The organism is Vibrio natriegens NBRC 15636 = ATCC 14048 = DSM 759 (genome assembly GCF_035621455.1).
In the GTDB taxonomy this organism is placed as follows: Bacteria; Pseudomonadota; Gammaproteobacteria; order Enterobacterales; family Vibrionaceae; genus Vibrio; species Vibrio natriegens.
In genome coordinates this window covers 516,659-537,804 of record NZ_CP141823.1, presented here as the reverse complement: position 1 = coordinate 537,804, position 21,146 = coordinate 516,659, and the positions used below count along the sequence as shown (strand labels likewise).

At 43.9% G+C, this 21,146-nt stretch carries 19 protein-coding genes and 1 pseudogene; 13 read left to right on the top strand and 7 right to left on the bottom strand.

Annotated elements, in window-relative coordinates; all coding sequences use genetic code 11:
• Positions 1–93 precede the first annotated feature (93 nt).
• Both VER99_RS16910 and VER99_RS16905 read right to left on the bottom strand, forming a co-directional pair.
• Positions 94–315 (bottom strand): hypothetical protein, encoded by a 222-nt coding sequence (locus VER99_RS16910; RefSeq protein ID WP_014233763.1) that lies wholly within the window; start codon positions 313–315, stop codon positions 94–96.
• A 261-nt stretch (positions 316–576) separates the two neighbouring features.
• Entirely contained in the window at positions 577–2,010 is a 1,434-nt protein-coding gene (locus VER99_RS16905; protein ID WP_020334141.1) for a glyceraldehyde-3-phosphate dehydrogenase, read from the bottom strand.
• Positions 2,011–2,822: 812 nt separating this feature from the next.
• Here VER99_RS16905 and VER99_RS16900 point away from each other — a divergent pair.
• The gene (locus VER99_RS16900; protein WP_020334142.1) at positions 2,823–3,806 is read left to right on the top strand and encodes a Gfo/Idh/MocA family protein; all 984 of its coding nucleotides are present in this window, start codon (positions 2,823–2,825) and stop codon (positions 3,804–3,806) included.
• Between the two features lie 254 nt (positions 3,807–4,060).
• Here the strand turns inward: VER99_RS16900 and VER99_RS16895 are convergent, their stop codons facing one another.
• Both VER99_RS16895 and VER99_RS16890 read right to left on the bottom strand, forming a co-directional pair.
• Positions 4,061–5,398, bottom strand: a complete 1,338-nt coding sequence (locus VER99_RS16895; RefSeq protein WP_031334665.1) for an MATE family efflux transporter — start codon at positions 5,396–5,398, stop codon at positions 4,061–4,063.
• Positions 5,399–5,529: 131 nt separating this feature from the next.
• Positions 5,530–5,844, bottom strand: a complete 315-nt coding sequence (locus VER99_RS16890; RefSeq protein WP_020334143.1) for a DUF496 family protein — start codon at positions 5,842–5,844, stop codon at positions 5,530–5,532.
• Between the two features lie 391 nt (positions 5,845–6,235).
• Here VER99_RS16890 and VER99_RS16885 point away from each other — a divergent pair, with 391 nt between their 5' ends.
• The 8 genes and pseudogenes from VER99_RS16885 (at position 6,236) to VER99_RS16850 (ending at position 14,292) form a co-directional block, all read left to right on the top strand.
• Positions 6,236–6,439: a hypothetical protein gene (locus VER99_RS16885; protein ID WP_014233768.1), complete on the top strand. Its 204-nt coding sequence runs from the start codon at positions 6,236–6,238 to the stop codon at positions 6,437–6,439.
• A gap of 157 nt (positions 6,440–6,596) precedes the next feature.
• Entirely contained in the window at positions 6,597–7,241 is a 645-nt protein-coding gene (locus VER99_RS16880) for a YceH family protein (protein ID WP_020334145.1), read from the top strand.
• Positions 7,241–7,555 (top strand): GIY-YIG nuclease family protein, encoded by a 315-nt coding sequence (locus tag VER99_RS16875; RefSeq protein ID WP_020334147.1) that lies wholly within the window; start codon positions 7,241–7,243, stop codon positions 7,553–7,555. Before VER99_RS16880 ends, VER99_RS16875 begins: the two co-directional genes overlap by 1 nt.
• 295 nt (positions 7,556–7,850) lie before the next feature.
• A pseudogene (locus VER99_RS16870) lies at positions 7,851–8,947 on the top strand (autoinducer 2-binding periplasmic protein LuxP).
• Positions 8,947–11,520 carry a quorum-sensing autoinducer 2 sensor kinase/phosphatase LuxQ gene (gene luxQ, locus VER99_RS16865; protein WP_020334148.1) on the top strand — a complete coding sequence of 858 codons (2,574 nt, stop codon included), beginning with the start codon at positions 8,947–8,949 and terminating at the stop codon, positions 11,518–11,520. Before VER99_RS16870 ends, luxQ begins: the two are co-directional and overlap by 1 nt.
• 174 nt (positions 11,521–11,694) lie before the next feature.
• On the top strand, positions 11,695–12,150 hold the full coding sequence (locus VER99_RS16860; RefSeq protein ID WP_020334149.1) for a MarR family transcriptional regulator: 456 nt from the start codon (positions 11,695–11,697) through the stop codon (positions 12,148–12,150).
• 33 nt (positions 12,151–12,183) lie between these two features.
• Positions 12,184–13,242: an HlyD family secretion protein gene (locus VER99_RS16855; protein ID WP_020334151.1), complete on the top strand. Its 1,059-nt coding sequence runs from the start codon at positions 12,184–12,186 to the stop codon at positions 13,240–13,242.
• 12 nt (positions 13,243–13,254) lie between these two features.
• Positions 13,255–14,292: a DUF2955 domain-containing protein gene (locus tag VER99_RS16850; RefSeq protein ID WP_020334152.1), complete on the top strand. Its 1,038-nt coding sequence runs from the start codon at positions 13,255–13,257 to the stop codon at positions 14,290–14,292.
• Positions 14,293–14,320: 28 nt separating this feature from the next.
• Here VER99_RS16850 and VER99_RS16845 read toward each other — a convergent pair whose 3' ends face one another.
• Together VER99_RS16845 and VER99_RS16840 are read right to left on the bottom strand one after the other, a co-directional pair.
• On the bottom strand, positions 14,321–14,980 hold the full coding sequence (locus VER99_RS16845; protein ID WP_020334153.1) for a PilZ domain-containing protein: 660 nt from the start codon (positions 14,978–14,980) through the stop codon (positions 14,321–14,323).
• A gap of 232 nt (positions 14,981–15,212) precedes the next feature.
• Positions 15,213–16,139 carry a DMT family transporter gene (locus tag VER99_RS16840; protein ID WP_020334154.1) on the bottom strand — a complete coding sequence of 309 codons (927 nt, stop codon included), beginning with the start codon at positions 16,137–16,139 and terminating at the stop codon, positions 15,213–15,215.
• 149 nt (positions 16,140–16,288) lie between these two features.
• Between VER99_RS16840 and VER99_RS16835 the strand changes: the two genes are divergently transcribed.
• Positions 16,289–16,744 (top strand): Lrp/AsnC family transcriptional regulator, encoded by a 456-nt coding sequence (locus VER99_RS16835; protein WP_020334155.1) that lies wholly within the window; start codon positions 16,289–16,291, stop codon positions 16,742–16,744.
• Between the two features lie 438 nt (positions 16,745–17,182).
• Here the strand turns inward: VER99_RS16835 and VER99_RS16825 are convergent, their stop codons facing one another.
• Positions 17,183–17,749 carry a hypothetical protein gene (locus VER99_RS16825; RefSeq protein ID WP_020334156.1) on the bottom strand — a complete coding sequence of 189 codons (567 nt, stop codon included), beginning with the start codon at positions 17,747–17,749 and terminating at the stop codon, positions 17,183–17,185.
• 104 nt (positions 17,750–17,853) lie between these two features.
• Here VER99_RS16825 and VER99_RS16820 point away from each other — a divergent pair, with 104 nt between their 5' ends.
• The 3 genes from VER99_RS16820 to secD all read left to right on the top strand — a co-directional run bounded on the left by VER99_RS16820 (position 17,854) and on the right by secD (position 21,144).
• A complete protein-coding gene (locus VER99_RS16820) occupies positions 17,854–18,522 on the top strand; it encodes an SH3 domain-containing protein (RefSeq protein WP_020334157.1) in 669 nt (222 codons plus the stop codon).
• Positions 18,523–18,656: 134 nt separating this feature from the next.
• Complete coding sequence (locus VER99_RS16815; RefSeq protein ID WP_020334158.1) at positions 18,657–19,136, top strand: hypothetical protein; 480 nt, start codon at positions 18,657–18,659, stop codon at positions 19,134–19,136.
• A 169-nt stretch (positions 19,137–19,305) separates the two neighbouring features.
• Complete coding sequence (secD, locus tag VER99_RS16810; RefSeq protein WP_020334159.1) at positions 19,306–21,144, top strand: protein translocase subunit SecD; 1,839 nt, start codon at positions 19,306–19,308, stop codon at positions 21,142–21,144.
• Positions 21,145–21,146 lie beyond the last annotated feature (2 nt).

The window sequence follows — 21,146 nt, the reverse complement described above, 5'->3', positions numbered from 1 at the left end:
CCCAGCTTGTTCAAGGCTGGGTGTAAGCAAGGAGTTTCTCAGGAGCTTTGTTAGCTTTTGGGGAGGAGGGGGTTGAGAAACACTTTAATTCTCTTATCGGCGAACTTCTTCAAATTCGCCTTCTATCGCGTCTGCTTTTCCAGTATTAAATTCATATTCTTGCTGCATCTCTTTCTGCATGTACTTGACGCGCTTCTCAATACGTTTTCCGGTAATCAGTGCCGCGATGGTCAATGGGATCGCCATGATGAGGCTAAATACTAAAGCAAAAAGGCCTGTAATCAGTGCCAGTGCTGTAACGATGATCCGATTCATAAACTTGACCTCTCTATTCGTCTATGTGTTCAGATTACCCCTGTGAATATGAACGAAACATGAACAATAGGCGTAAGTATGTCTGAGGAATGTCAAAGTCTGAAGAAAGTTAAATCGTATGAATAAAAAACGCCTGAGGGGAAGCTCAGGCGTATAAATGGGGAGTTAAGTTAGTAGTGCGCTTTCGCGCTTATTATAAAGAACAAATGTTGAGGTATAGTTCGCTACACCATGTGGTTAACGTTGTGGAGCAATGTTCACCTATCGAGGGAATGTTTGGTAACGAACACCCATCATTTGTTCCATACAGTGCACAACTTGGCAGCTGTAACCGAATTCGTTGTCGTACCAGATGTACAGTACACAACGCTTGTCTTGTGCGATAGTCGCTTGACCATCCACTACACCAGGGTGACGAGAACCAACTAAGTCTGTTGAAACGATTTCAGTTGAGTCTGTGTAATCAATCTGTGCTGATAGCTCAGAATTCAGAGCCATTTCACGTAGGTAGTCGTTCAGTGAATCACGATCCACGTCTTCACCTAGGTTTAGGTTTGCAACTGCCATTGAAACGTTTGGCGTAGGTACGCGAATCGCGTTACCTGTTAGCTTACCAGCTAGCTCTGGCAGTGCTTTTGCTACTGCTTTTGCTGCGCCAGTTGAAGTCAGAACCATGTTCAGAGATGCACTACGCCCACGGCGATCGCCTGAGTGGAAGTTATCGATCAGGTTTTGGTCGTTAGTGTAAGAGTGAACCGTTTCGATGTGGCCTGAAAGTACACCGTACTTATCGTTCAACGCTTTCAGTACTGGTGTAATCGCGTTTGTTGTACAGCTTGCTGCTGAGATGATGGTGTCTTCTTCTTGAATCACAGATTCGTTTACACCAAATACAACGTTCTTGATATCGCCTTTACCTGGTGCAGTCAGAAGTACTTTCTGTGCGCCGTTACATGCTAGGTGCTGGCTTAGACCTTCTGCATCACGCCAAACGCCTGTGTTGTCTACAACAAGTGCGTTGTTAATGCCGTAAGCGGTGTAGTCAACTTCGCTTGGGTTGTTTGCGTAGATGATTTGAATGAAGTTACCGTTCACAATCAGTGCTTTGCGCTCTTCATCAATGATGATGCTACCATTGAATTGACCGTGTACCGAGTCACGACGAAGTAGGCTAGCACGCTTCTCTAAGTCGCCTTTTTTACCACCACGTACAACGATTGCACGAAGTCTTAGTGGGTAACCAGGGCCGCTCTTTTCAATAAGAAGACGAGTTAGTAGACGCCCGATGCGACCAAAACCGTAAAGAACCACATCGCGAGCTTTCAGAGAAGAATCTGCATCACGAGCACCTTGAAGTGCTGTTTGTAGGAAATCATTTAGTGAAGAAGTGTCTTCGTGCTCATTCCAATACTTAGTTGCCAGATGACCAATATCAACGCGGCTAGACGAAATGCTCATTTCACATAGTGCTTCAATGATAGGCATTGTTTGCTCTAGAGAAAGAGGGCTTCCAGTGTATCGTCTTGCTACGCGGTGAGTTTTGAGAATGTCGATAGTTGTGGCGTTGATAAGCGTCTTACCGAACAGAACCACTTCGATTCCTTTTTCACGATACAGCTTACCGATTAGAGGGGAGATAGATTCAGCAATCGTTTGGCTAGTTTGCCAGTCTTGGAGATATTTCTCTGGACTCATTGTTGTATTGGACCTTTCACGTTTTGGGGGCTAACCATACTCGCCGCTAGTACCTCTACGGTAGAGCGCAGGAGTCTGGTGGTAATGTAATCGGGTTGTAATAATTATGGGGCGGATTCTACGGCTGAAGGGCTTATTCTGCTAGGAAAAATAAACCTAGTGGAAATCACTGTTTTATGGCTTATCTGTGGAGGATTAATGTGACTAATGCGTCGTATTTAAGGTGTTGACATTTTTAAAAATGCAAACTTATTTTGCGATGATAATGCTTACTATCATGGGTTTTGATTGAAATATAAGATCTCATTTACATAAATATGTGATGTGAATCGATAACGCAACTCTGAAGGTAAACATAAAAGTCTTAATTATGTTCTTTATCAACTGAGACTAATGGATGGGATGAAATGTGCTTCTGAGGTTCAGATTTAATATCAAAAATTTGCATCAAATCACAATATGAACTGGGATTTATAGCGCCAAAAATACCATTAACCATATAAGGATTAGGTTTATTGTTCACGGGAAGAGCAAAATCAGAATGATCATTCGAGCTAGCGAGCCACAAAACGGGTTCAAATTACCAGCCCTGGTAGGAGAGGTTGTTGAGGTTTATCAATAAATCGACGATTAGCTGCGATAAATTCTATATCTTAAGTGACGCTGTCACAATTATAAGTCATAAATTGTGGAACACGTAGCGCAGCGATTCTTTCGCTATCTGGCGTTGTTTAATCAGATAAACCTTGTTTAAATCGATTAGATAAGCTGAAGTCACTTGGCGTTTACGATCAAAATTAGAAGGAAATGACATGTTTAATCTCGCGATTATTGGGACGAACTGGATATCTCAACAATTTGTTGAAGCAGCGATACAAACGGGGGAGTTTCGTCTCAAAGCCGTATATTCGAGAGAGTTTGACAAGGCGCGTTCATTTGGTGCGCCATACCATGCGGAGACTTTCTACGACAGTTTAGACGCTTTGGGCAATGATCCGGATATTGATGCGGTTTACATTGCTAGTCCAAATTCGCTTCATGCACCTCAAGCGCTGCAAATGCTAAAAGCGGGTAAGCATGTCATTTGTGAAAAGCCGATGGCCTCAAATTACGCACTTGCACAAGAGATGTTTAAGTGCGCTGAAGAAAATGAAGTCGTGCTTTTTGAGGCATTCATGTCGCCTTATACTCCCAACTTTACTGTGTTGAAAGAAAGCCTGCCTACCATAGCTCCGTTAAGACACGCTACGATCAGCTATTGCCAGTATTCCTCTCGCTATCAAAAGTATTTAAACGGTGAGAACCCGAATACGTTCAATCCGGATTTTTCCAATGGTTCGATTATGGACATCGGCTATTACTGTCTGGGTTCGGCAATTGAGTTGTTTGGCGAGCCAAATCAGGTTCAGGCCAGTGCGGTTGTCTTACCATCCGGTGTGGATGGATGCGGGAGTGTGACCCTTGCCTACGACGATTTTAACGTCAATCTTCTGCATTCAAAAGTAAGCGACTCGCTTATTCCAAGTGAATTTCAGGGTGAGCAAGGTAGCGTCCTAGTCGATATGATCTCCACGGGTCGTGGCGTCGAACGCATTCTTCGTGGTAACGAGAAAGAAGTACTGACCCTGCCACAAACCGAAAACCACATGTTTTACGAAGCTAAAGCTTTTGCCGAGCAACTTAAGTTAGGTGTGATTGATGAGAGCACCAAACAACGTTCATTGACGGTAGCAAAAGTCCTGACTGAAGTCAGAAGACAAACTGGCGTTGTTTTTCCTGCGGACAAGAAGGCTTGATGTATTATACCAATCGTAGTAAATAACTGGTCATCCTAGCTTGTTAAAATACTCGATAACCGTGTTGAAATTTTTGACTGTAGAATAACTACTTATCGAAAAATTTCGCCTTGTTCTCAAGCATTTTTCCTACGCTATTTCTGAACACTTACTTACTGTGATTGGTATTAGAAGGCTGTATTTAACTCAACGAATGAAGCCCTCAATATAGAGGGCTTCATTATTATGATATCTGATCTTATTGGTTTATAGACTTAGTACGCTTTATGCCTTTCGGACAGCGATGCGATAGTGCGACGATAAGTGAGATAAGCAGCGATGCCTGCGCAGATATTACCCAGACAAGCACCAAGCAGAAGACCTCTGATTCCACCAAGCTGAGAACCAACCCATAAACATGGCAGGAAAAAGACGAACAGACGTAACGCCGAAACGGTTAGCGCCGTGTATGACTTACCTAATGCATTACAGATAGAAACCATAAGCATACATACGCCCAGAGAGCCTAAGCTAATCGGGACGATCATCAAATGCATTTCTAACACTTGCTCAACTTGAATATCGCTGGTCATTAATAATGCCAGAGGATTCGCGACAGCAAAGGTAATAACGGCAATTAAGAGCTGGAAGATCAGAACAAACTTAACCGCAATACTCACCAGCGATTGAATGTCATCATAGTTTTTTGCGCCAAGCAATCGCCCGACCATTGGCGGTAGAGACATAGTTAATGCGAGTACAGAAACAATGGCGAAAAACTCAAAACGCGATCCCAGCGCCCATGCCGCGACGGCAGCCGTACCAAATCCTGCCAGTAGCTTAGTTGCGAGCATGGAAGACAAAGGGGGTAAGAGTTGGCTTATCATCGCAGGCCCCATGATATTGCCGATGGAACGGACACTCTTAACTACGTTTAGATCTTGCCATTGCGTTGTGGCCCAATGGCTCTTTTTGACTCGTGGAGCCACGACCAAAATACCAAAACTGAACGCAACAATTGTCGCAAGCGCTGCGCCATTAATGCCGAGATCGAAGGTAAATATGAAGATCGGATCGAGAACTAGGTTCACACCGCTAGTGATCATCATCATGGTGCCTGGCAACATGGTATTGCCGTGAGCTCGACAGATGCTGTAGTAAAAGTAGAGGAGGGCACCAGTCCAGGAGCTCAGTAACCACCATGGCCAGTAACTATCGATGATAGGCATAACCGTATCCGGTGCGCTGAGCATGGATAATATCGGGTAACGAAGCAACCAAATTAACACACTGATTATCGCAACTCCTACCGAGCCAATCATTAGAACTAAACCGCCAAGCTGTTTAGCATAGCGTGTTTCATTGGCTCCTAGTGCTTTAGAGATAACCGCGGTTGTTGCGATGCCTAAGCCAACCTGAATACCGATCACGACCATTTGCAGTGGCAGTGTGAATCCTTGTACCGCCAAAGGTAAGACGCCAAGTTGGCCGATAAAAGCACTGTCCACAAGCTGAAAACTCATCAGTGATAAAACACCAAAGAGCATGGGCCATGTCATCGAGAACAATTGCTTGGCTAATGTAGGTTGAGGACTGATCGTAGTTGAGGACATAGAAAGCTTATTCAGTTATAGGTTTGGGATAACGTTGGTGCAATTGTACACACCACTTTAATCCGTGACAAAAACAAACCCCGAGCAAGTTGTCTTGCTCGGGGTTCAAATTATAACAGAACTATTGGTGTTTATTTCTTGCCGCTAGTTTGCTTGTCTTCTTCCGTCAGTTCACGAATGCGACGGCTGATGTCACGACGTGCTTTAGAGATTTCTGCGCTCTTGATGATGTGGTCATCAACACGATCTTCGTAATCGGCTTTCATGTTTTTGATGATCGCTAAGATGTCGTCGTGAGTCATCTCTGGCTTGATGTAGTCTAGAAGGTTTTCTAGCAGGTCTACACGTTTGCGGTTATCACGAACTTTTTTCTCGTTATCAAGAAGCTCTCGTTTCAATTTATTCTTGCGACGAGCTTGGCTAACGATTTCAAATACGCTACTCATAGTTCCCTTTCCTAATTTGTGAATATCTTTCTCGATTAAAGCACAACATCCCGTAGCATAACAGTCTTTAGATCAATCACGACGATGAGTTGAACACTTCTCGACCAATCATTGTGTGACTTGCCTTACAACAAGAAACCATCTCAGTTTTATGCCAGTTGAGCCTGATTTGGCGCACCTCAGAGCAATGGTGATTTCACGCTTGAAATGATTCATGCATTACAATTCTCGTGTTTGAATTGGCAGCCGCGGCGAAACAAAACGTGTCTTTGTGCGACTTAGTTTGGATAAATATGTGTTTGATACGGGGTTTGAGTAAATCGATGCGTTGTCATGATTGAGCCTTCACTATATTATCAGCATCATTAAATACAAAATGATGACACTTGATATGGACTCTCGTAACACTGCGGAGCAAGTCGACAGTCAAGATAGTGAACAAGTCACGAGTTCTTTGGCTGAGAAGTTAAAAACAGCATACATCAATGCACGCGATCAACTTGAACTTACAGAAGTTGAACTCAATCGTTCGAAAATAATGATGATTGATGAAGATGGTAATCTGAGAAAAGTACCTATTCTCTCCGAGCACTAAGTCCTATCCCGATTCACGAAAGGGGTCAGGTCTTAGTCTATGCTTTAGCCTGACTACCTTATATTCAAGCGCTTTCTAACCTGTTCAGGTTTCAGCCTGACCCTCTAGAGCGGCTTGAGTATAAAATTCAAATGCAAAAAATAATAAGGAATGCATTATGAAAGTTGAGCTAACGGCAATAGAAGCACGAGTAATTGGTTGCCTGATCGAGAAAGAAGTGACGACTCCCGATCTTTATCCCCTAAGTCTGAATGCACTTACCAACGCATGTAATCAAAAAAGCAATCGTGAGCCAGTCATGTCGTTGTCCGAGTCTGATGTATTAGATGCGGTAGATGCGCTGATTGAACGTCGACTAGTCAGTGACGAAAGTGCTTTTAATAGCCGAGTGAGCAAATATCAGCACCGTTTTTGCAATACAGAGTTTGGCGACCTAAAACTGACTGAGCAAGAAAAAGGCATTGTATGCTGCATGCTGTTGCGCGGGGCTCAGACGCCAGGTGAGATTCGCACTCGAACTAACCGCCTGACGACGTTTCGCGATGTTAAAGAGGTGGAAAACGTTCTGGAACACTTAGCGAGCGAAGAGAAAGGTCCATTAGTCGTAAAACTGCCACGAGAGGCTGGTAAGCGTGAATCTCGCTACATGCATTTATTCTGCGGTGAAGTGGATGTCTCTGCTATCGAGACAACAGCGACTGTGTCACCGAGCTCAGATCGTATTAGTCAGCTTGAACAAGAAGTGGCAATGCTGAGAGAAGAACTCGATGCTTTGAAAGCTCAGGTAGAATCTCTGCTTTGATGAGTGATTGTGTTGAACAAGTTTGGAGTGTTTATCTGATACGAAATAACCGGAATGCACTCTATTGTGGTGTAACCAACAATATTGAACGCCGGTTTAAACAGCATCAAGATGGCAAAGGCGCTAAGGCACTAAAAGGTAAAGGGCCATTAGTTCTGGAATGGACCATGAAATTTGATTCCAAGAGTCTGGCGATGAAAGCTGAGTATTTTATTAAGCAGCTAGCTAAAACGAAAAAAGAGTTATTGGTTGAATCAAAAGCGTCTTTTGGCTTAGATGAACACCACAGCTTGATATTTACCGTTCGTCGTTAAACGCCGATAAATGGTCGAATCAACGCATGACACCGACTTACAAAGAGCCGCTGATTTCTATAAGGCGGCTTCTTTTTATCTAAAAGATGCGTTCATAATGTAATGAAATATAATGCAATATTCGTTTGTTATGTAAGACTCATCTGACGCATAATGCATAACGAAGAAAATGTTATTGAAACCAGTACTTAGTGGAAGGTAGATTACAATAGTTCAACGCGCCCAAGTAACGGATGACTCGGCTAGATAATAAATAGAGTGAATTAGACTCGATATAAAACTAATAGAGCAACAGATGAAAAAAGAGTTAATATTCTCCCTTGTATTAGTAGCTGGTATGGCCCCAGCAGCACATCCATCGCAAGTCCTGAATGGATATTGGGAATATCAAGAGTTTCTGAATGAATTTCCAGAGCAAAAGCAACTAACCAACGCACTGGCTGAAGCTGTCAGAGAAAAACCGATTCCGGTGACTAGCGATAAAAAGCGTGAACTGAAGATTTCAGTCGTTTACCCAGGGCAGCAAATCTCAGATTACTGGATCAGAAACATTGATGCCTTTGAAAAACGGTTAGATAAGCTAAATATTAACTATCAGCTCAATCAGGTTTTTACCCGTCCAAACGCCGATATCAAACAGCAAAGTCTGTCTTTAATGGAGGCTTTGAAAAGCAACTCGGACTATCTCATCTTTACGCTCGATACCACCAGACATCGCAAATTTATTGAGCATGTCTTAGATTCGAAGAAAACCAAACTGATCTTACAAAACATTACGACACCAGTAAGAGATTGGGATAAACATCAGCCGTTTCTTTATGTTGGTTTTGACCATGCTGAAGGCAGCAGAAAACTGGCGAAAGAGTTTAGTCAACGCTTCCCCCAAAACACTCACTACAGTGTGCTTTACTTTTCAGAAGGCTACATTAGTGATGTAAGAGGGAATACATTTATTAACCAGGTAAACCGTGACAGCAACTTTGAGCTACAATCTGCATATTACACCAAGGCGACAAAGCAGTCTGGGTATGAGGCGGCAAAAGCCAGTTTGGACAAGTACCCTGATGTCGATTTTATTTATGCTTGCTCACAGACGTCGCTCTTGGTGCCGTTGAAGCGCTAGCTGAACTCGGGCGCGATGATATTATGATTAATGGCTGGGGAGGGGGCTCTGCAGAGCTAGACGCCATTTTAGATGGAGAGTTGGATATAACCGTCATGCGTATGAACGACGATACTGGTATTGCGATGGCAGAAGCCATAAAGTGGGATCTGGAAGGGAAGTCAGTACCAACTGTATATTCTGGTGACTATGAAGTCGTCACCACATCAGATTCTCCCGAAAGAATAGAAGCCTTAAGAAAGCGCGCATTTAGATACTCAGATAATTGATGACAAACACATCAACCAGAAAGCGTCGCTCTTTGTCGACGCTCATAACTAAAATTATAATTCTCGTTCTTGCTCCGATAATTTTAGGCATATTCGTTCAGAGTTATTACTTCTCCAAACAGATTATTTGGCAAGAAGTCGACAGGACAAAGCAACAAACATCTGCCCTGATTCTGAATATTTTTGACAGTCATTTCGCTGCGATACAGATCCACCACGACAGCAATTCTAAAAGCGATGTGGTGCTTGATTTTTATACGAAGCGGAATGAAGAAGCCTTAAATTTCTTTTTTCTGAGCATTGACCAGAGTGATCCTGCACACACGCCTGAAATTCGCTTCCTCACTAACCATCAAGGCATTATCTGGGATGATGGAAACGCCCATTTTTATGGCATTAATGACTCGATACTCGATACTATTTCCAATAGCGTCACATTCACCAATAACTGGTACTACATTACGTCACTAACGCCAATGGGCGCTCGTCATTTGTTGGTGAGAAGAGTCCCCGTACTTGAACCCACAACGGGCGAAGTGATGGGTTACTCCTACAATGTTGTCGTTTTGGACAACAACTTTGGCTTGATGGAAAGGCTGAAAAACGAAGGTAACGTCGATAATGTTGTACTCATCTCCAATAACTTGCCTCTAGCCAACTCGTTGGCTGGTGATGAGTCTTACAAAATATTTGATGTTCTGAAACGTAGGGAATCTCAAGAGAAGCTCGACCAACTATTGATTATTAAGACACCAATTGAGGTGAATGCGGCTCATACGGATTTATCTCTATTGACGGTTCAGGATAATCAAAGTGTCGTTACCCTGCAGGTTCAGCATCTTTTGGCGATGATGGCTTCGGTTATCGGGATGATCTTGATCGCCTTACTGACCAAAGAGTGGATAGAGAATAAAGTAGCAGAACAACTTGACTCCTTAATGTCGTACACACGTTCAGCTCGCGAAGAAAAAGGGTTTGAGCGATTTTGCGGGTCAGATATCGAAGAGTTTGATGATATCGGGACGACGCTAGAAAACACTTTTGAAGAGCTTGAAGCACAAAAACGCTCATTCCGTGACCTGTTTAACTTTGCTTTATCGCCGATCATGGTGTGGTCTGAAGCTGGGGTACTGATACAAATAAACCCAGCGGCGAGAAAAGAGCTGGTGCTCGAAAATGATAATAAAACTATGCCTCCCGTATTTAAGAGCTTTAAGGAAAAATTGCTTCCTCACCTGCGTATGGCATCGCAAGGCGCAACTCTTACCGGAGTGAATGTACCGATTGGCGAGAAAGTGTATCGCTGGAACTTGTCTCCCATTCTGGTGGATGGCGATCTCAGCGGTATCATTGTTCAAGGGCAAGATATTACAACGCTTATCGAGGCTGAAAAGCAAAGTAATGTCGCCAGAAAAGAAGCAGAAAAATCCGCTCAAGCTCGCGCTGATTTCCTCGCTAAGATGAGTCACGAAATTCGAACGCCAATTAACGGTATTTTAGGTGTCGCTCAGCTATTGAAAGGTGCGGTTAAATCGCAAGAACAGAGTAACCAGATAGACGTGCTTCGTCATAGTGGTGAGCACTTACTTGCTGTTTTGAATGACATTCTAGATTTCTCGAAAATCGAGCAAGGGAAATTTAATATTCAAAAACACTCGTTTTCCTTCACCGATACTGTTCGCACTTTAGAGAATATTTATCGTCCGATTTGTGAAAGTAAAGGCGTGGAACTGGTCATTGAAAACCAGTTGGATCCTCAAGTCGCACTCTTTACCGATCAGGTTCGCCTCAACCAAATTATGTTTAACCTGCTCAGTAATGCAGTCAAATTTACGCCATCAGGAAGTGTTCGGCTAAGCGCGGTATTGGATCAGTTTGAAGGGGTTGAGAACAGTGTGCTGGTGGTTGAAGTGTCCGATACGGGTATAGGTATCGACCCGAACAAACTCGAGCAAATGTTTGAACCGTTTGTGCAGGAAGAGGAAACGACAACGCGTGAATACGGTGGTAGTGGTTTAGGGCTGACAATCGTCAAAAGTTTGGTCGATATGTTAGATGGTAATGTCCAAGTTTACAGTCAAAAAGGGGTTGGAACGACATTTGTTGTAACGTTGCCAGTGAGAGACCGTGAACGTCTTTCAAGTGAAAATAAACCCGATCAACATATCAACCCTGAAGATATGTTTAATCAAACGTTGAAAGTCCTGCTTGTCGAAGACAATCATACTAACGCGTTTATTTTAAAAGCCTTTTGTAATAAGTATGAAATGCAGGTTGAATGGGCAAAAGACGGGCTCGAGGCCATCGAGCGGTTAAAACACCATACCTATGACTTGATCTTAATGGATAACCAACTTCCGCATCTCGGTGGTATAGAAACCACAAAAGAGATTCGCCGAAACCTCAAACTAGGCACGCCGATTTATGCTTGTACGGCAGATACTGCAAAAGAAACAGGTGATGCGTTTATGGAAGCGGGGGCGAACTACATCTTACTTAAACCAATTAAAGAAAACGCATTCCATGAAGCACTTTTAGATTACAAACAGCGATTCTTAGTCGACTGGGTATAAGAAACACATCAGCTCCTATCAGGCACAACGCAAGTTGTGCCTTTTTTATTACCTAAGATCCCTCTGCAACAAACTTCTCTCCTTGAACTTAATGTGATTTTTGTCACAAAGTTATTTACTTAGCATGCTAACTAATTTATATTACTTAGCATGCTAAGTAATTGAGTGTTTGTAATGATTCAAGACATCGACATTTTGAGAGAGCTTTCCGTTGCGGAAAAGTTATCTCGCGTCTCACGTTTATGGAAAATGGTCGCAGACCGAGAGCTTGAGCCACTGAACCTGACGTATCCGCGCTGGACTGCCTTATGGAAGTTATATCGCATGGGGGACAACGTCAGCCAGAAGCATCTCGCGGAAGCACTAGAGATAGAACTGTCGTCATTAATGCGAACCTTAAAATTACTCGAAGAGCAGTCTCTGGTAATACGACGTTGTTGTGAATATGACAAGCGCGCCCGTATTGTCAGCCTGACTGATGACGGTAAAGCTCTTATTACTCAACTAGAGAGCCGAATCTATGAGGTTCGTAGAAAATTACTGTCGGACATTAATGATGATGAGCTTAAGGCCATGGGATTAATCCTAGAGCAAATTGCTCGCAATGCACTCGATACACTTAGCGAATAAGTCAGAAAACCTAAAAAAGAGAAGTTGAATCCTATGACTCCAGACCAAAAGTTCGCGCGCTGGATTAAATATTCATGCGTAGCGTTTGTCCTTGTCTTTGCTTACTTTCTAATTGCCGATCTGGCAATGCCTCTTACGCCTCAAGCAATGGCAACTCGTGTGGTAACCAAAGTGGCGCCGCGTGTTAGTGGGCAAATCACAGAAATCTACGTCACAAACAATCAGGAAATCCATAAGGGTGAAGTACTGTTCCAGATCGATCCACAGCCTTACCAACTGGCGGTTGAACGTGCTCAGCTCAATCTGGATCAGGTGATTCAAAACAATGACCAGCTGGATGCATCAATCGCCGCTGCAAAAGCGGATGTGGAAGCAAACAAGATTGTTGCAGAGCAAAAGGTGAGAGAAGCGGCGCGTTTGAATAAGCTGTTTCACCGAAACGGTACTTCTCAACAGCAACTTGATGATGCGCAGAGTAGCGCAACTGCTGAAAAAGCCAACTTGTTAGCAGCACGTGCTCGCCTGAAGGAGCTAGAAGTAAGCCGTGGTGAAATAGGTGAAGATAATGTCAGCGTTCGTGTTGCGCAGAATCAACTCAAGCAAGCTGAGCTCAATTTGTCTTACACAAAAGTTATTGCTGAGCATGATGGTATCGTCGCCAACCTTCAGTTGGAAGTGGGTGCTTACGCCTCTGCGGCAAGTCCTCTGGTTGCATTAGTCTCAGATGACGTTGACATCATTGCTGATTTCCGAGAAAAGAGCCTGCGCCACTTTAATCGTGACAGCCGCGCATTGGTTGCTTTTGATAGCTTGCCGGGTGACGTTTTTGAAGCTCGAATCACAAGTATTGATGCTGGCGTAAGTTCTGGTCAGTTCGATGCTGATGGACGACTTGCCACACCGACAGAGACGGACCGTTGGGTTAGGGATGCACAGCGCATGCGTTTGCATTTAGCGATTGACGATCAAGAGCAGCACTCGTTCCCTGCCGGAGCGCGTGCAACCGTCCAACTGTTGCCTGAGAATACGATCTCTGGGTGGTTTAGTAACCTACAGATTCATTTCTTGAGTGCTCTGCATTACATCTATTAATCAGGAGGTGGTATGAAGTTATGGGACCACCCCATGTCTGAGAATGATCTCAGGCAGTGTCTTCGAATCGCCACTGGCGCTACGATAGGCTTTACCGTATGTAAACTTTTCGGCTGGAACTACGGTGTGTTTTACACGGTAACGCCGATGCTGCTGCTCGGCATGGTTCCTGTGATGAGCTTGCATGCGGCTAGGCAGATGATATTTGCCGCCGTAGTTTGTGGCCTGGAAGTTGGTATTCTTGCTGGACTGTTTGGCGGTCATCCATTCATGATGACGATGATTGCTTTTGGATTATTTCTGTACAAATTTGCTTGTATGTCGAAGGGAAGTTTATTCCTGTTTGGTGCGAGTAGTGTATTGAACCTCAGCATCATGCTGCACTTTTCCAGTTATGTCAGTACTGACCTAAATGATCTTATCTTCAGTAATCTGGAAGCGAATGTTCTTTCAGTTGTTGTTGCGTATTTAGTGACGTTTTTGATTCCTGATGCTGAGCCTCGTCAGCCGCCAGCCAGACCTTCGGAACCGAAGAAAAGCCATCGCATGCGTCATGAAGCCTTGATGGGAGCAAGCATCGTAACTATGTCGTTTCTGGTTTTCCAGGTTTTCGACTTAAGTGACTCTCTGTCGGCACAGGCGACGACCATATTGCTGTTGTTTCCGATGCATTGGAATGGTGCCCTAGGTTATGCTCGTAAAAGAGCGATGGGCACGTTACTGGGGGTGACGTTCGGTATTACCAGCCAGCTAGTGCTTTATGACTGGTCAGATACCTTGTTATTCGTCGTACCTCTGCTGTGGATTGGCGCAATGATTTTCAGCTATATGCACGTTAAAGAATCCAGTGGATCCGGAGCGGGCTTTGGTGGACTCACCACGTTAGGCATTTTATTTGGTCAATACTTAAGCCCAGGTGGTGATTTGATCTTTAGTGCGCTGTATCGGGTGAGCAGTATCCTGTTTGCCATTGTTGCAACGCTACTCGTGACCTATCTGATACATCGATTCCTCAACAGCTTCGAAGCAACTCGCTTTGGCGAACAATAGCCGTTCAATTTGCTTTTAGCATTAAACGTTAGTTGCTGGACAGAAAATACTGTTCCAGCAACGCTACTTTCAATTGGTCAGTCATTGCGATTGGCTTGTCAAACTTAATGCCAATGATCCAGCCTTTGGCTAACTTTTTGATGTTTGCGATTAAGCAATGATTGTCGCTGCCTACATAGGCACTAAGTGCTGAATCAACCTTGACGTTATCACCCACTTGGAATTCCGGTTCAAATAAGGTCGAGATGCCTATCCCGGCTATCGAAAAGTCAATCAGGCTTCCGTCGTAGACATGACCGCCATGGTCAATAGTGCAGTCCATTTTCAGCTTGTAACGTTCAAATTCGCGCACGGGTTTTGTGGCAAACGTCGTCGGTATACGGACGAATAAAAGAGGGGATGGGTGGCTAATGTGCATTAACACACTGGATTTGAATGCAACTACGTGCCCGAGCTCCGTGTCTGATACACCACGAACAACGACGTCTGCATTATTGAGTCTTCTAATCGCATGATCTTCCAGCAGCTTTGTTGGAATATCAATAATCAGATAGGCGTTTTCTTTCAAGCCCAAATAAGTTGTAACGTATGAGCTGCTCTTTTGAGGACCAAGTTCCATCTCTATGGATAGCTTAGTTCCTGGTTTCAAGAAATGACTCAGTTCATCTTTCGTGTGCGTTGCTGGCATGTCGTCGAATAATATAATCCCTTATTGTTTGGGAGGCTATCAGAACACCATTTGTTCAGGCAACATACTTTATGTAAATAACTGCCTATTATAGCTTTTTAATCTCTTCAAACACCACGCTATCCTCGTTTCAACCCAAAAGTGATTGCAAAGTGACCACTTGTCTAATAATTCCATGTTCGCAAATATTAAACTTGTGGTCACAAAAACCTGTTTAAAAGGCTAACTTATGCTAACGATGAACAGGCGGGCGATAAGGCTGACTAAGGTCATTTTTCATAAATATCTGGCTCGCGATTATACTGCCACACGTTACTAGCGTTAGGGCAAGCCATGTGAGTGTGTCGGGTTGCTCACCAAAGATTGGGATCGCCAGCAACGTAGCAATGACTGGAGTTAAAGAGCCAAACGCTGCACTGGCTTCCGCACCAATGATTCGGATCGCGTATATAAAAGTATAGGAAGCGATTAAGCCAGCGCCTACCCCTTGAAGCATGGTGTGCCCGAACAGTTCTTTCCATGGCCAGTACTTCATTGGTGTGACGGCTAAATAGCTGTCTATCCAGCCGAAACCGACCGCGATGATAAGCAGTGCTAACGAGATTATCGCTACAAAGCCAGCACAGACATGAGCATTCAGGTTGGCGACACGCGCGCTGATGGTAAAGACCGCCCACATCAAACTGCCGGTAAGAAATAGTAGATGTCCTTGTAATTGTGACCAGTTGTAATCAGTGCCCGTGTTGGAAAACAAGAAGACAAAGATACCCAATAATACCGTCGTTAGGCCAAATAAACGGTGTTTGCTCAATGCTTGTTGATAAAAGAGAACAGCGATGGCGGAGACAAATAACGGTAATGTGCCGGGTATCAGTGCACTGGCATGAGACACTGGGGCGAGGTGCATCGCGCTACCAACGAGCAGTAAGTAAGGCAGCCCACTCCCCACTACAACGCCTGTTAAATATTTATTGGGAATAACGCTAATGGTTTTTCTGTTCTTTAGGACAAAAGGGAGCAAAACCAAGCTGGGAATCAAGAATCTGACTAATGCGATATCGGCTGGTTGAAGTGCTGAGATTGCGCCTGCTTTGAGAGAAATGAAAAAACCGGACCAGAGAAGTAAGGTCACTAATATTGCTGCGTATCCCAGAATCATGCTTAACGTATCCAATTTGTTATCGATTTGTTCATTGTCGAACAAAAAGGACGCTCAGTGGTGGCAAGTTATGACGTGATTTATTTTAATGTTAGTGAAAAAGCGCGTATAACGTATAAATATTGATGATATTTGGCAGGCAATGAGAAATGGACAAAATAGACAGGCAGCTACTGAACCTGATTCAAAAAGACGCCACTCTGACGACGGCTGATCTCGCTGATCAAGTGGGGCTTTCACCTTCTCCATGCGCAAGGCGAATAAAGCGTCTTGAGCAAGAAGGGGTTGTGAATGGATACCGGGCGATATTATCCCGCGGTAAGGTTGGCATCGCGATGACGGTATTTGTCGAAGTCAGTTTGAATAACCACCAAGCCTCTTCAATTGATGAATTTGAATATTCGATCGTTGAAATGGACGAGGTCATCTCATGCCATGTGGTGTCGGGCGCGTACGACTACTTGTTGGAAGTGGTCAGTAGGGATCTGGAAGGCTATGAAAACTTCACCAGAAAACTACAGAGGCTAGAGAACGTCAAAGACATTCATACCCATTTAGCAATACGAGAAGTAAAGGGGAATGGGAGCCTTCCGGTTTATGCTTGATCAAAAAAGCGAAGTCCGTTTACTGACTTCGCTTTCGAATTCTTTACGATTTATTGGCTATTTTTGTATTGTGATATTTCACAATTGCCGGTCCGTCTATCTACTTTAAATGAGAAAGCAGCTGAATGGTATTCCCTCCCATCGCTCCAAATTGTTTCTCCGAAGATTTTACAAAGGTCCAGATCACTGATTGAACCGAATTGTTTTACGTGCCTAACTACTGACAAAAACTTGGCTTTAGTAGTATTAGGGTCTTGCCTGTTACTTAGTCGATTGATAACCATTTTTGTAGCATCATCCCAGCCAGTTGTGACTATTTGTTAAACTTTATTAACGGCTAAAGTAACCAATTATTAGCCACAAGTAAAGTATTATTGTGACCTATGTCTCTTAAAATTATCCAGATTGAATGCAAATGATTCAAATTGGTGCGACAGATTATGGTGTGGCCGAATTTATGTTTCTTTGATGTTTCGCAGATGTTAAAGCGCTTGCTTCTCTCTCGTAGACTGAGGCTAAACCAAGATAAAGTGAGGATAATTTAGTATAGTCTTCAGCAAGTTGATTCGCATTCGTCTGATACCACTCTGCGGTAATCTGGTTTGACATCTTTTCTGATAACTTACAACTTTGAGCCAGTTTCTCCCAACCGTTGGCGGACCACTGAGATTGTGTACTGAGTTTGGTTATTTCACTGGCTTTTTGAGTTAATTCTTTACGGTATTGTATAGATGCGTCCAGCTGAGTCTGGAGCATATCTCGACGAGACTTTACGCGCCAAAGCATCACTAGCTCGTTGGGAGAAAACTCCTTGGATAAGAGTGGTCGTTGTTTATGTTCAATCAGAAGTGCGTTGAAGACTTTGACATGCTGATTGTACTTAGACTCTAGCCTGTTGAATTCATTCAGATTATCATTCCATGAAGACGGGGTGCATGGCACATTTGAATAGCATACCGATGGGAAGACGAAAAGCAAAAGTATCCATTTAAGCTTGTTTATCATTATTATTCACGTTAGTTAAGCGACTCTTTTAACTATAGTTTATTGCTGGCGAAGTATAATCAAGTATCTTTTGGGATATTTGCCCAAAATAGAAGGGAAAAGATATGAAGAAAGCGCTTATCGTTATGATAGCTGTCTTACTGCTTGGAGGCGCTGGTTTTGGTTACTATTTCTTCTTTATGCAAAAGGATCAGCCAGAACCGACAACAGAAGCCTCTTCTCCTGAAGCTCAAGTAAAAGAAGAAGCGTCAAAACCTGTCATGGATTTGGAATCTGTACCGCCTGAAACGACCGAGTATTACGTGATTGAACGTCAGGTTAGCGCGTACAACAAACCAGACCATAACGCGTTAGTTGTTGATACGATCTACAAAGGGGAAAAGGTCGTCGTTTTGGAAAAGTCTAACGGTTGGTATCGCATCTCCGATTATCTCGTTTATGAGGACGGCGGCGAAGAAACGGCGGAATGGTTAGATGCAAAAGGGCTGTCGGATGCTGAACCAGTGATTAAAGAGCAAGAGCGCTTAGAGATACTCGATGGGTATTTACAAAAGTCAGACGATTTAAAAGACAATCTAGAAATATTTCGCAACAAGACACAACTGCTGTTGGACGACAATACGTGTAAGCCAGAAGATTTCACAGAACTTGGCGGGTGGGTTCGTTCTGTGACTTACAAGCAGCGAAATGTGTACTTCATATACTGTGGTGGTTTAGAGCAGGAAAACAAAATCTATCTGGACGTCAATAGTGGCGAAATATTCTATCGTTAGATGCAAGGCGTTTACGTAATGGCAAAGATGGAATCAGAGATTTAGATCTTTTTAGTTGTTCAGCTTGATCAATAGGCATACTATCATCGGGCCGGGTTAGTAAACTCGGCCGTGTTTTGTTTTAGTGAGATTTCATGCCTCTGATTTATCTTAGAAAGCTATTTTTTCTGCTGCTTGCAATGGTATTACTGCCAGTGCATGTTTCGGCTGCCCAAGCAGATCAGAAAGCTCACTTACCGCATTTCAGTAAACTGCAGCCTTTTGTTGCAGCAAGCACATCCCCAATTTCAGACGATGATTTTTCTGAGGCGTCAGAAGAGTCCACGCGCGCGCCGGTATCTGAAGGTCATGCAAATTCAGATTCGTCGGCGATATTTAATTCGCAACGCTGGCTCTCTCATGTCCGAGAAGGGCTTGATGAAGAAGATGTCGATTTTGTCGGCGACCTTAATGCGCCTTTCTATGCGGATGTTGGCTATAGTTACAGCCTGATCAATATTAACTGGCGTCAAAACCAGTCCATTTTTCATCATTTCACAAGCGACTATCGCCTTTCTGGTTGGAAAGAAACCAACGCGATGTATGTTGCTCTCAATAGTCAGTTTTCTGCCTAAACACCATCACTCTGCACATTCTGTGCAATCTCAACACGACGACGGTATTCATCAGAACAGATCTGTGTTCTGAGCATTCTTTATCCTGGATTATTTTCTGGGCGTAGGTTGTCGTGTCTTGACTCTATCAAAGTAAATCTTCACCTAAGGGTGAGGGGATGATGTTTATATGAAGAAAACACCAAAACCAGCCAAAAGTAGAAAATTACTAAACCACTATTCTGCTTGGAAATATGTCGTGCTTATTGCGACAATCATTATTCTAACGCTGAGTGCCATTCCGACCTGGTTTGGCGAGCAGCCATCGATCCAAGTGACCTTCGCTGACCCAAACCAGACTGAAATGTCACTGGTACAACTCAATCAATTGTTCAAAACGAACCATATTTCTACCGACAGAATCATCGAAAAGGATGGCAAAACAACCATCGTTTTTGGCAGTGAAGACGCACAAAGTAAAGCTCGTGCTCTGCTCAATAAACAGTTGGATAAAGAGGACAGTATCACCTTCTCGTATGTCTCTGTTGCGCCAGAATGGTTGAGCGAGATGGGCTTTAACCCGATTAAGCTGGGCCTTGATCTACGTGGTGGTGTGCAGTTCCTGTTGAATGTTGATGTAAACAAAGCATTCGAAGAGCAAAGAGACGCACTGATCGATGAGATCAAAGCTGACCTGCGTGACAATCGAACACGTGGCGTTCAGGTTCGCGCTGAAAGTGGTAATCGTATTGCCGTCAACAGTGAGAGTGAAAAGGCACTCGCTGATGTAAACCAGTTCTTGCAGCAAAATTACCCAGGCTGGGTAGCAAAAAGCTCAGTAAGAGGATTCGTGCTGGAGCCTAGTGAGCAAAATATCCAGGAATTCCAGTCCACGACGCTACAGCAGAACCTGAAGATCATGCGTGGTCGAATTGAAGAGTTGGGTATTACGGAAGCACTTGTTCAGCGTCAGGGTAAAGAGAGCATTCGTATTGAGCTACCTGGTGTTCAAGACCCAGCACAAGCGAAAAATGTGATTGGTGCAACGGCAAGTCTGGCTTTCTATGAAGTGAAAGACGCAAGCAAAGCGCAAAGCAGTCAAGATTTGGTATTGAAAGACAATGATGGTCGCACCGTGACACTGAGTAAGCGTCCGGTCCTGACTGGTGAGCATATTGTGAACGCTCGTGCTGGTGTGGACAAAATGGGCATGTCAGAGGTAAACATCTCGCTTGACCATGCTGGTGGTAAGAAAATGAGTGACTTTTCTGCTACCCATATTGGTAAGCCAATGGCGACGGTTTACCGTGAATACAAGACGAATGAACGCGGTGTAACCGAGCGTAACGAACGTGTCATCAGTGTAGCGACGATTCAATCTCAGCTCGGCAGCCAGTTCCGTATTACTGGCGCAGGAAGCATGGATGAAGCACAGCAGCTGGCACTTTTACTGCGAGCTGGCTCTCTGACCGCACCGGTCACCATTGTTGAAGAGCGCACCATTGGTGCTTCTCTTGGTGCCGAAAATATCCAAAATGGTTTTGCGGCACTGGCTTTAGGTCTAGGACTAACGCTGACGTTTATGGCGCTTTGGTACCGCCGTTTAGGTTGGGTCGCGAATGTGGCTTTGTGTGCCAATATGCTTTGTTTGTTGGGGCTGATCGCTCTGTTACCGGGCGCAGTTCTTACTCTGCCGGGCATCGCAGGTTTAGTGCTTACGGTCGGCATGGCTGTTGATACTAACGTGATTATCTTTGAACGAATTAAGGACAAAATGCGCGAAGGCCGAAGTTTTGCACAGGCTATCGATATTGGTTTTGACAGCGCATTTGCCACCATCCTTGATGCCAATATTACTACCATGATTACCGCTGTGATTTTGTACGCGATTGGTAACGGTCCAATCCAAGGCTTTGCTTTAACGCTAGGTTTGGGGCTGTTAACCAGTATGTTTACCGGCGTATTTGCTTCTCGAGCAATGATCAACTTAATTTGGGGCCGCGATGCCCGTCGTGATGTGAGGGTTTAATC

What these genes read in the sequence shown, in the direction of transcription:
- VER99_RS16900 (WP_020334142.1), top strand. Translation starts at nt 2,823, where the DNA reads ATGTTTAATCTCGCGATTATTGGGACGAACTGGATATCTCAACAATTT.
- VER99_RS16880 (WP_020334145.1), top strand. Translation starts at nt 6,597, where the DNA reads ATGAAAGTTGAGCTAACGGCAATAGAAGCACGAGTAATTGGTTGCCTG.
- VER99_RS16815 (WP_020334158.1), top strand. Translation starts at nt 18,657, where the DNA reads ATGCCTCTGATTTATCTTAGAAAGCTATTTTTTCTGCTGCTTGCAATG.
- VER99_RS16890 (WP_020334143.1), bottom strand. Translation starts at nt 5,844, where the DNA reads ATGAGTAGCGTATTTGAAATCGTTAGCCAAGCTCGTCGCAAGAATAAA.
- VER99_RS16855 (WP_020334151.1), top strand. Translation starts at nt 12,184, where the DNA reads ATGACTCCAGACCAAAAGTTCGCGCGCTGGATTAAATATTCATGCGTA.
- VER99_RS16840 (WP_020334154.1), bottom strand. Translation starts at nt 16,139, where the DNA reads ATGATTCTGGGATACGCAGCAATATTAGTGACCTTACTTCTCTGGTCC.
- VER99_RS16885 (WP_014233768.1), top strand. Translation starts at nt 6,236, where the DNA reads ATGGACTCTCGTAACACTGCGGAGCAAGTCGACAGTCAAGATAGTGAA.
- VER99_RS16895 (WP_031334665.1), bottom strand. Translation starts at nt 5,398, where the DNA reads ATGTCCTCAACTACGATCAGTCCTCAACCTACATTAGCCAAGCAATTG.
- VER99_RS16910 (WP_014233763.1), bottom strand. Translation starts at nt 315, where the DNA reads ATGAATCGGATCATCGTTACAGCACTGGCACTGATTACAGGCCTTTTT.
- secD (WP_020334159.1), top strand. Translation starts at nt 19,306, where the DNA reads ATGAAGAAAACACCAAAACCAGCCAAAAGTAGAAAATTACTAAACCAC.
- VER99_RS16850 (WP_020334152.1), top strand. Translation starts at nt 13,255, where the DNA reads ATGAAGTTATGGGACCACCCCATGTCTGAGAATGATCTCAGGCAGTGT.
- VER99_RS16820 (WP_020334157.1), top strand. Translation starts at nt 17,854, where the DNA reads ATGAAGAAAGCGCTTATCGTTATGATAGCTGTCTTACTGCTTGGAGGC.
- VER99_RS16845 (WP_020334153.1), bottom strand. Translation starts at nt 14,980, where the DNA reads ATGCCAGCAACGCACACGAAAGATGAACTGAGTCATTTCTTGAAACCA.
- VER99_RS16875 (WP_020334147.1), top strand. Translation starts at nt 7,241, where the DNA reads ATGAGTGATTGTGTTGAACAAGTTTGGAGTGTTTATCTGATACGAAAT.
- VER99_RS16860 (WP_020334149.1), top strand. Translation starts at nt 11,695, where the DNA reads ATGATTCAAGACATCGACATTTTGAGAGAGCTTTCCGTTGCGGAAAAG.
- luxQ (WP_020334148.1), top strand. Translation starts at nt 8,947, where the DNA reads ATGACAAACACATCAACCAGAAAGCGTCGCTCTTTGTCGACGCTCATA.
- VER99_RS16905 (WP_020334141.1), bottom strand. Translation starts at nt 2,010, where the DNA reads ATGAGTCCAGAGAAATATCTCCAAGACTGGCAAACTAGCCAAACGATT.
- VER99_RS16835 (WP_020334155.1), top strand. Translation starts at nt 16,289, where the DNA reads ATGGACAAAATAGACAGGCAGCTACTGAACCTGATTCAAAAAGACGCC.
- VER99_RS16825 (WP_020334156.1), bottom strand. Translation starts at nt 17,749, where the DNA reads ATGATAAACAAGCTTAAATGGATACTTTTGCTTTTCGTCTTCCCATCG.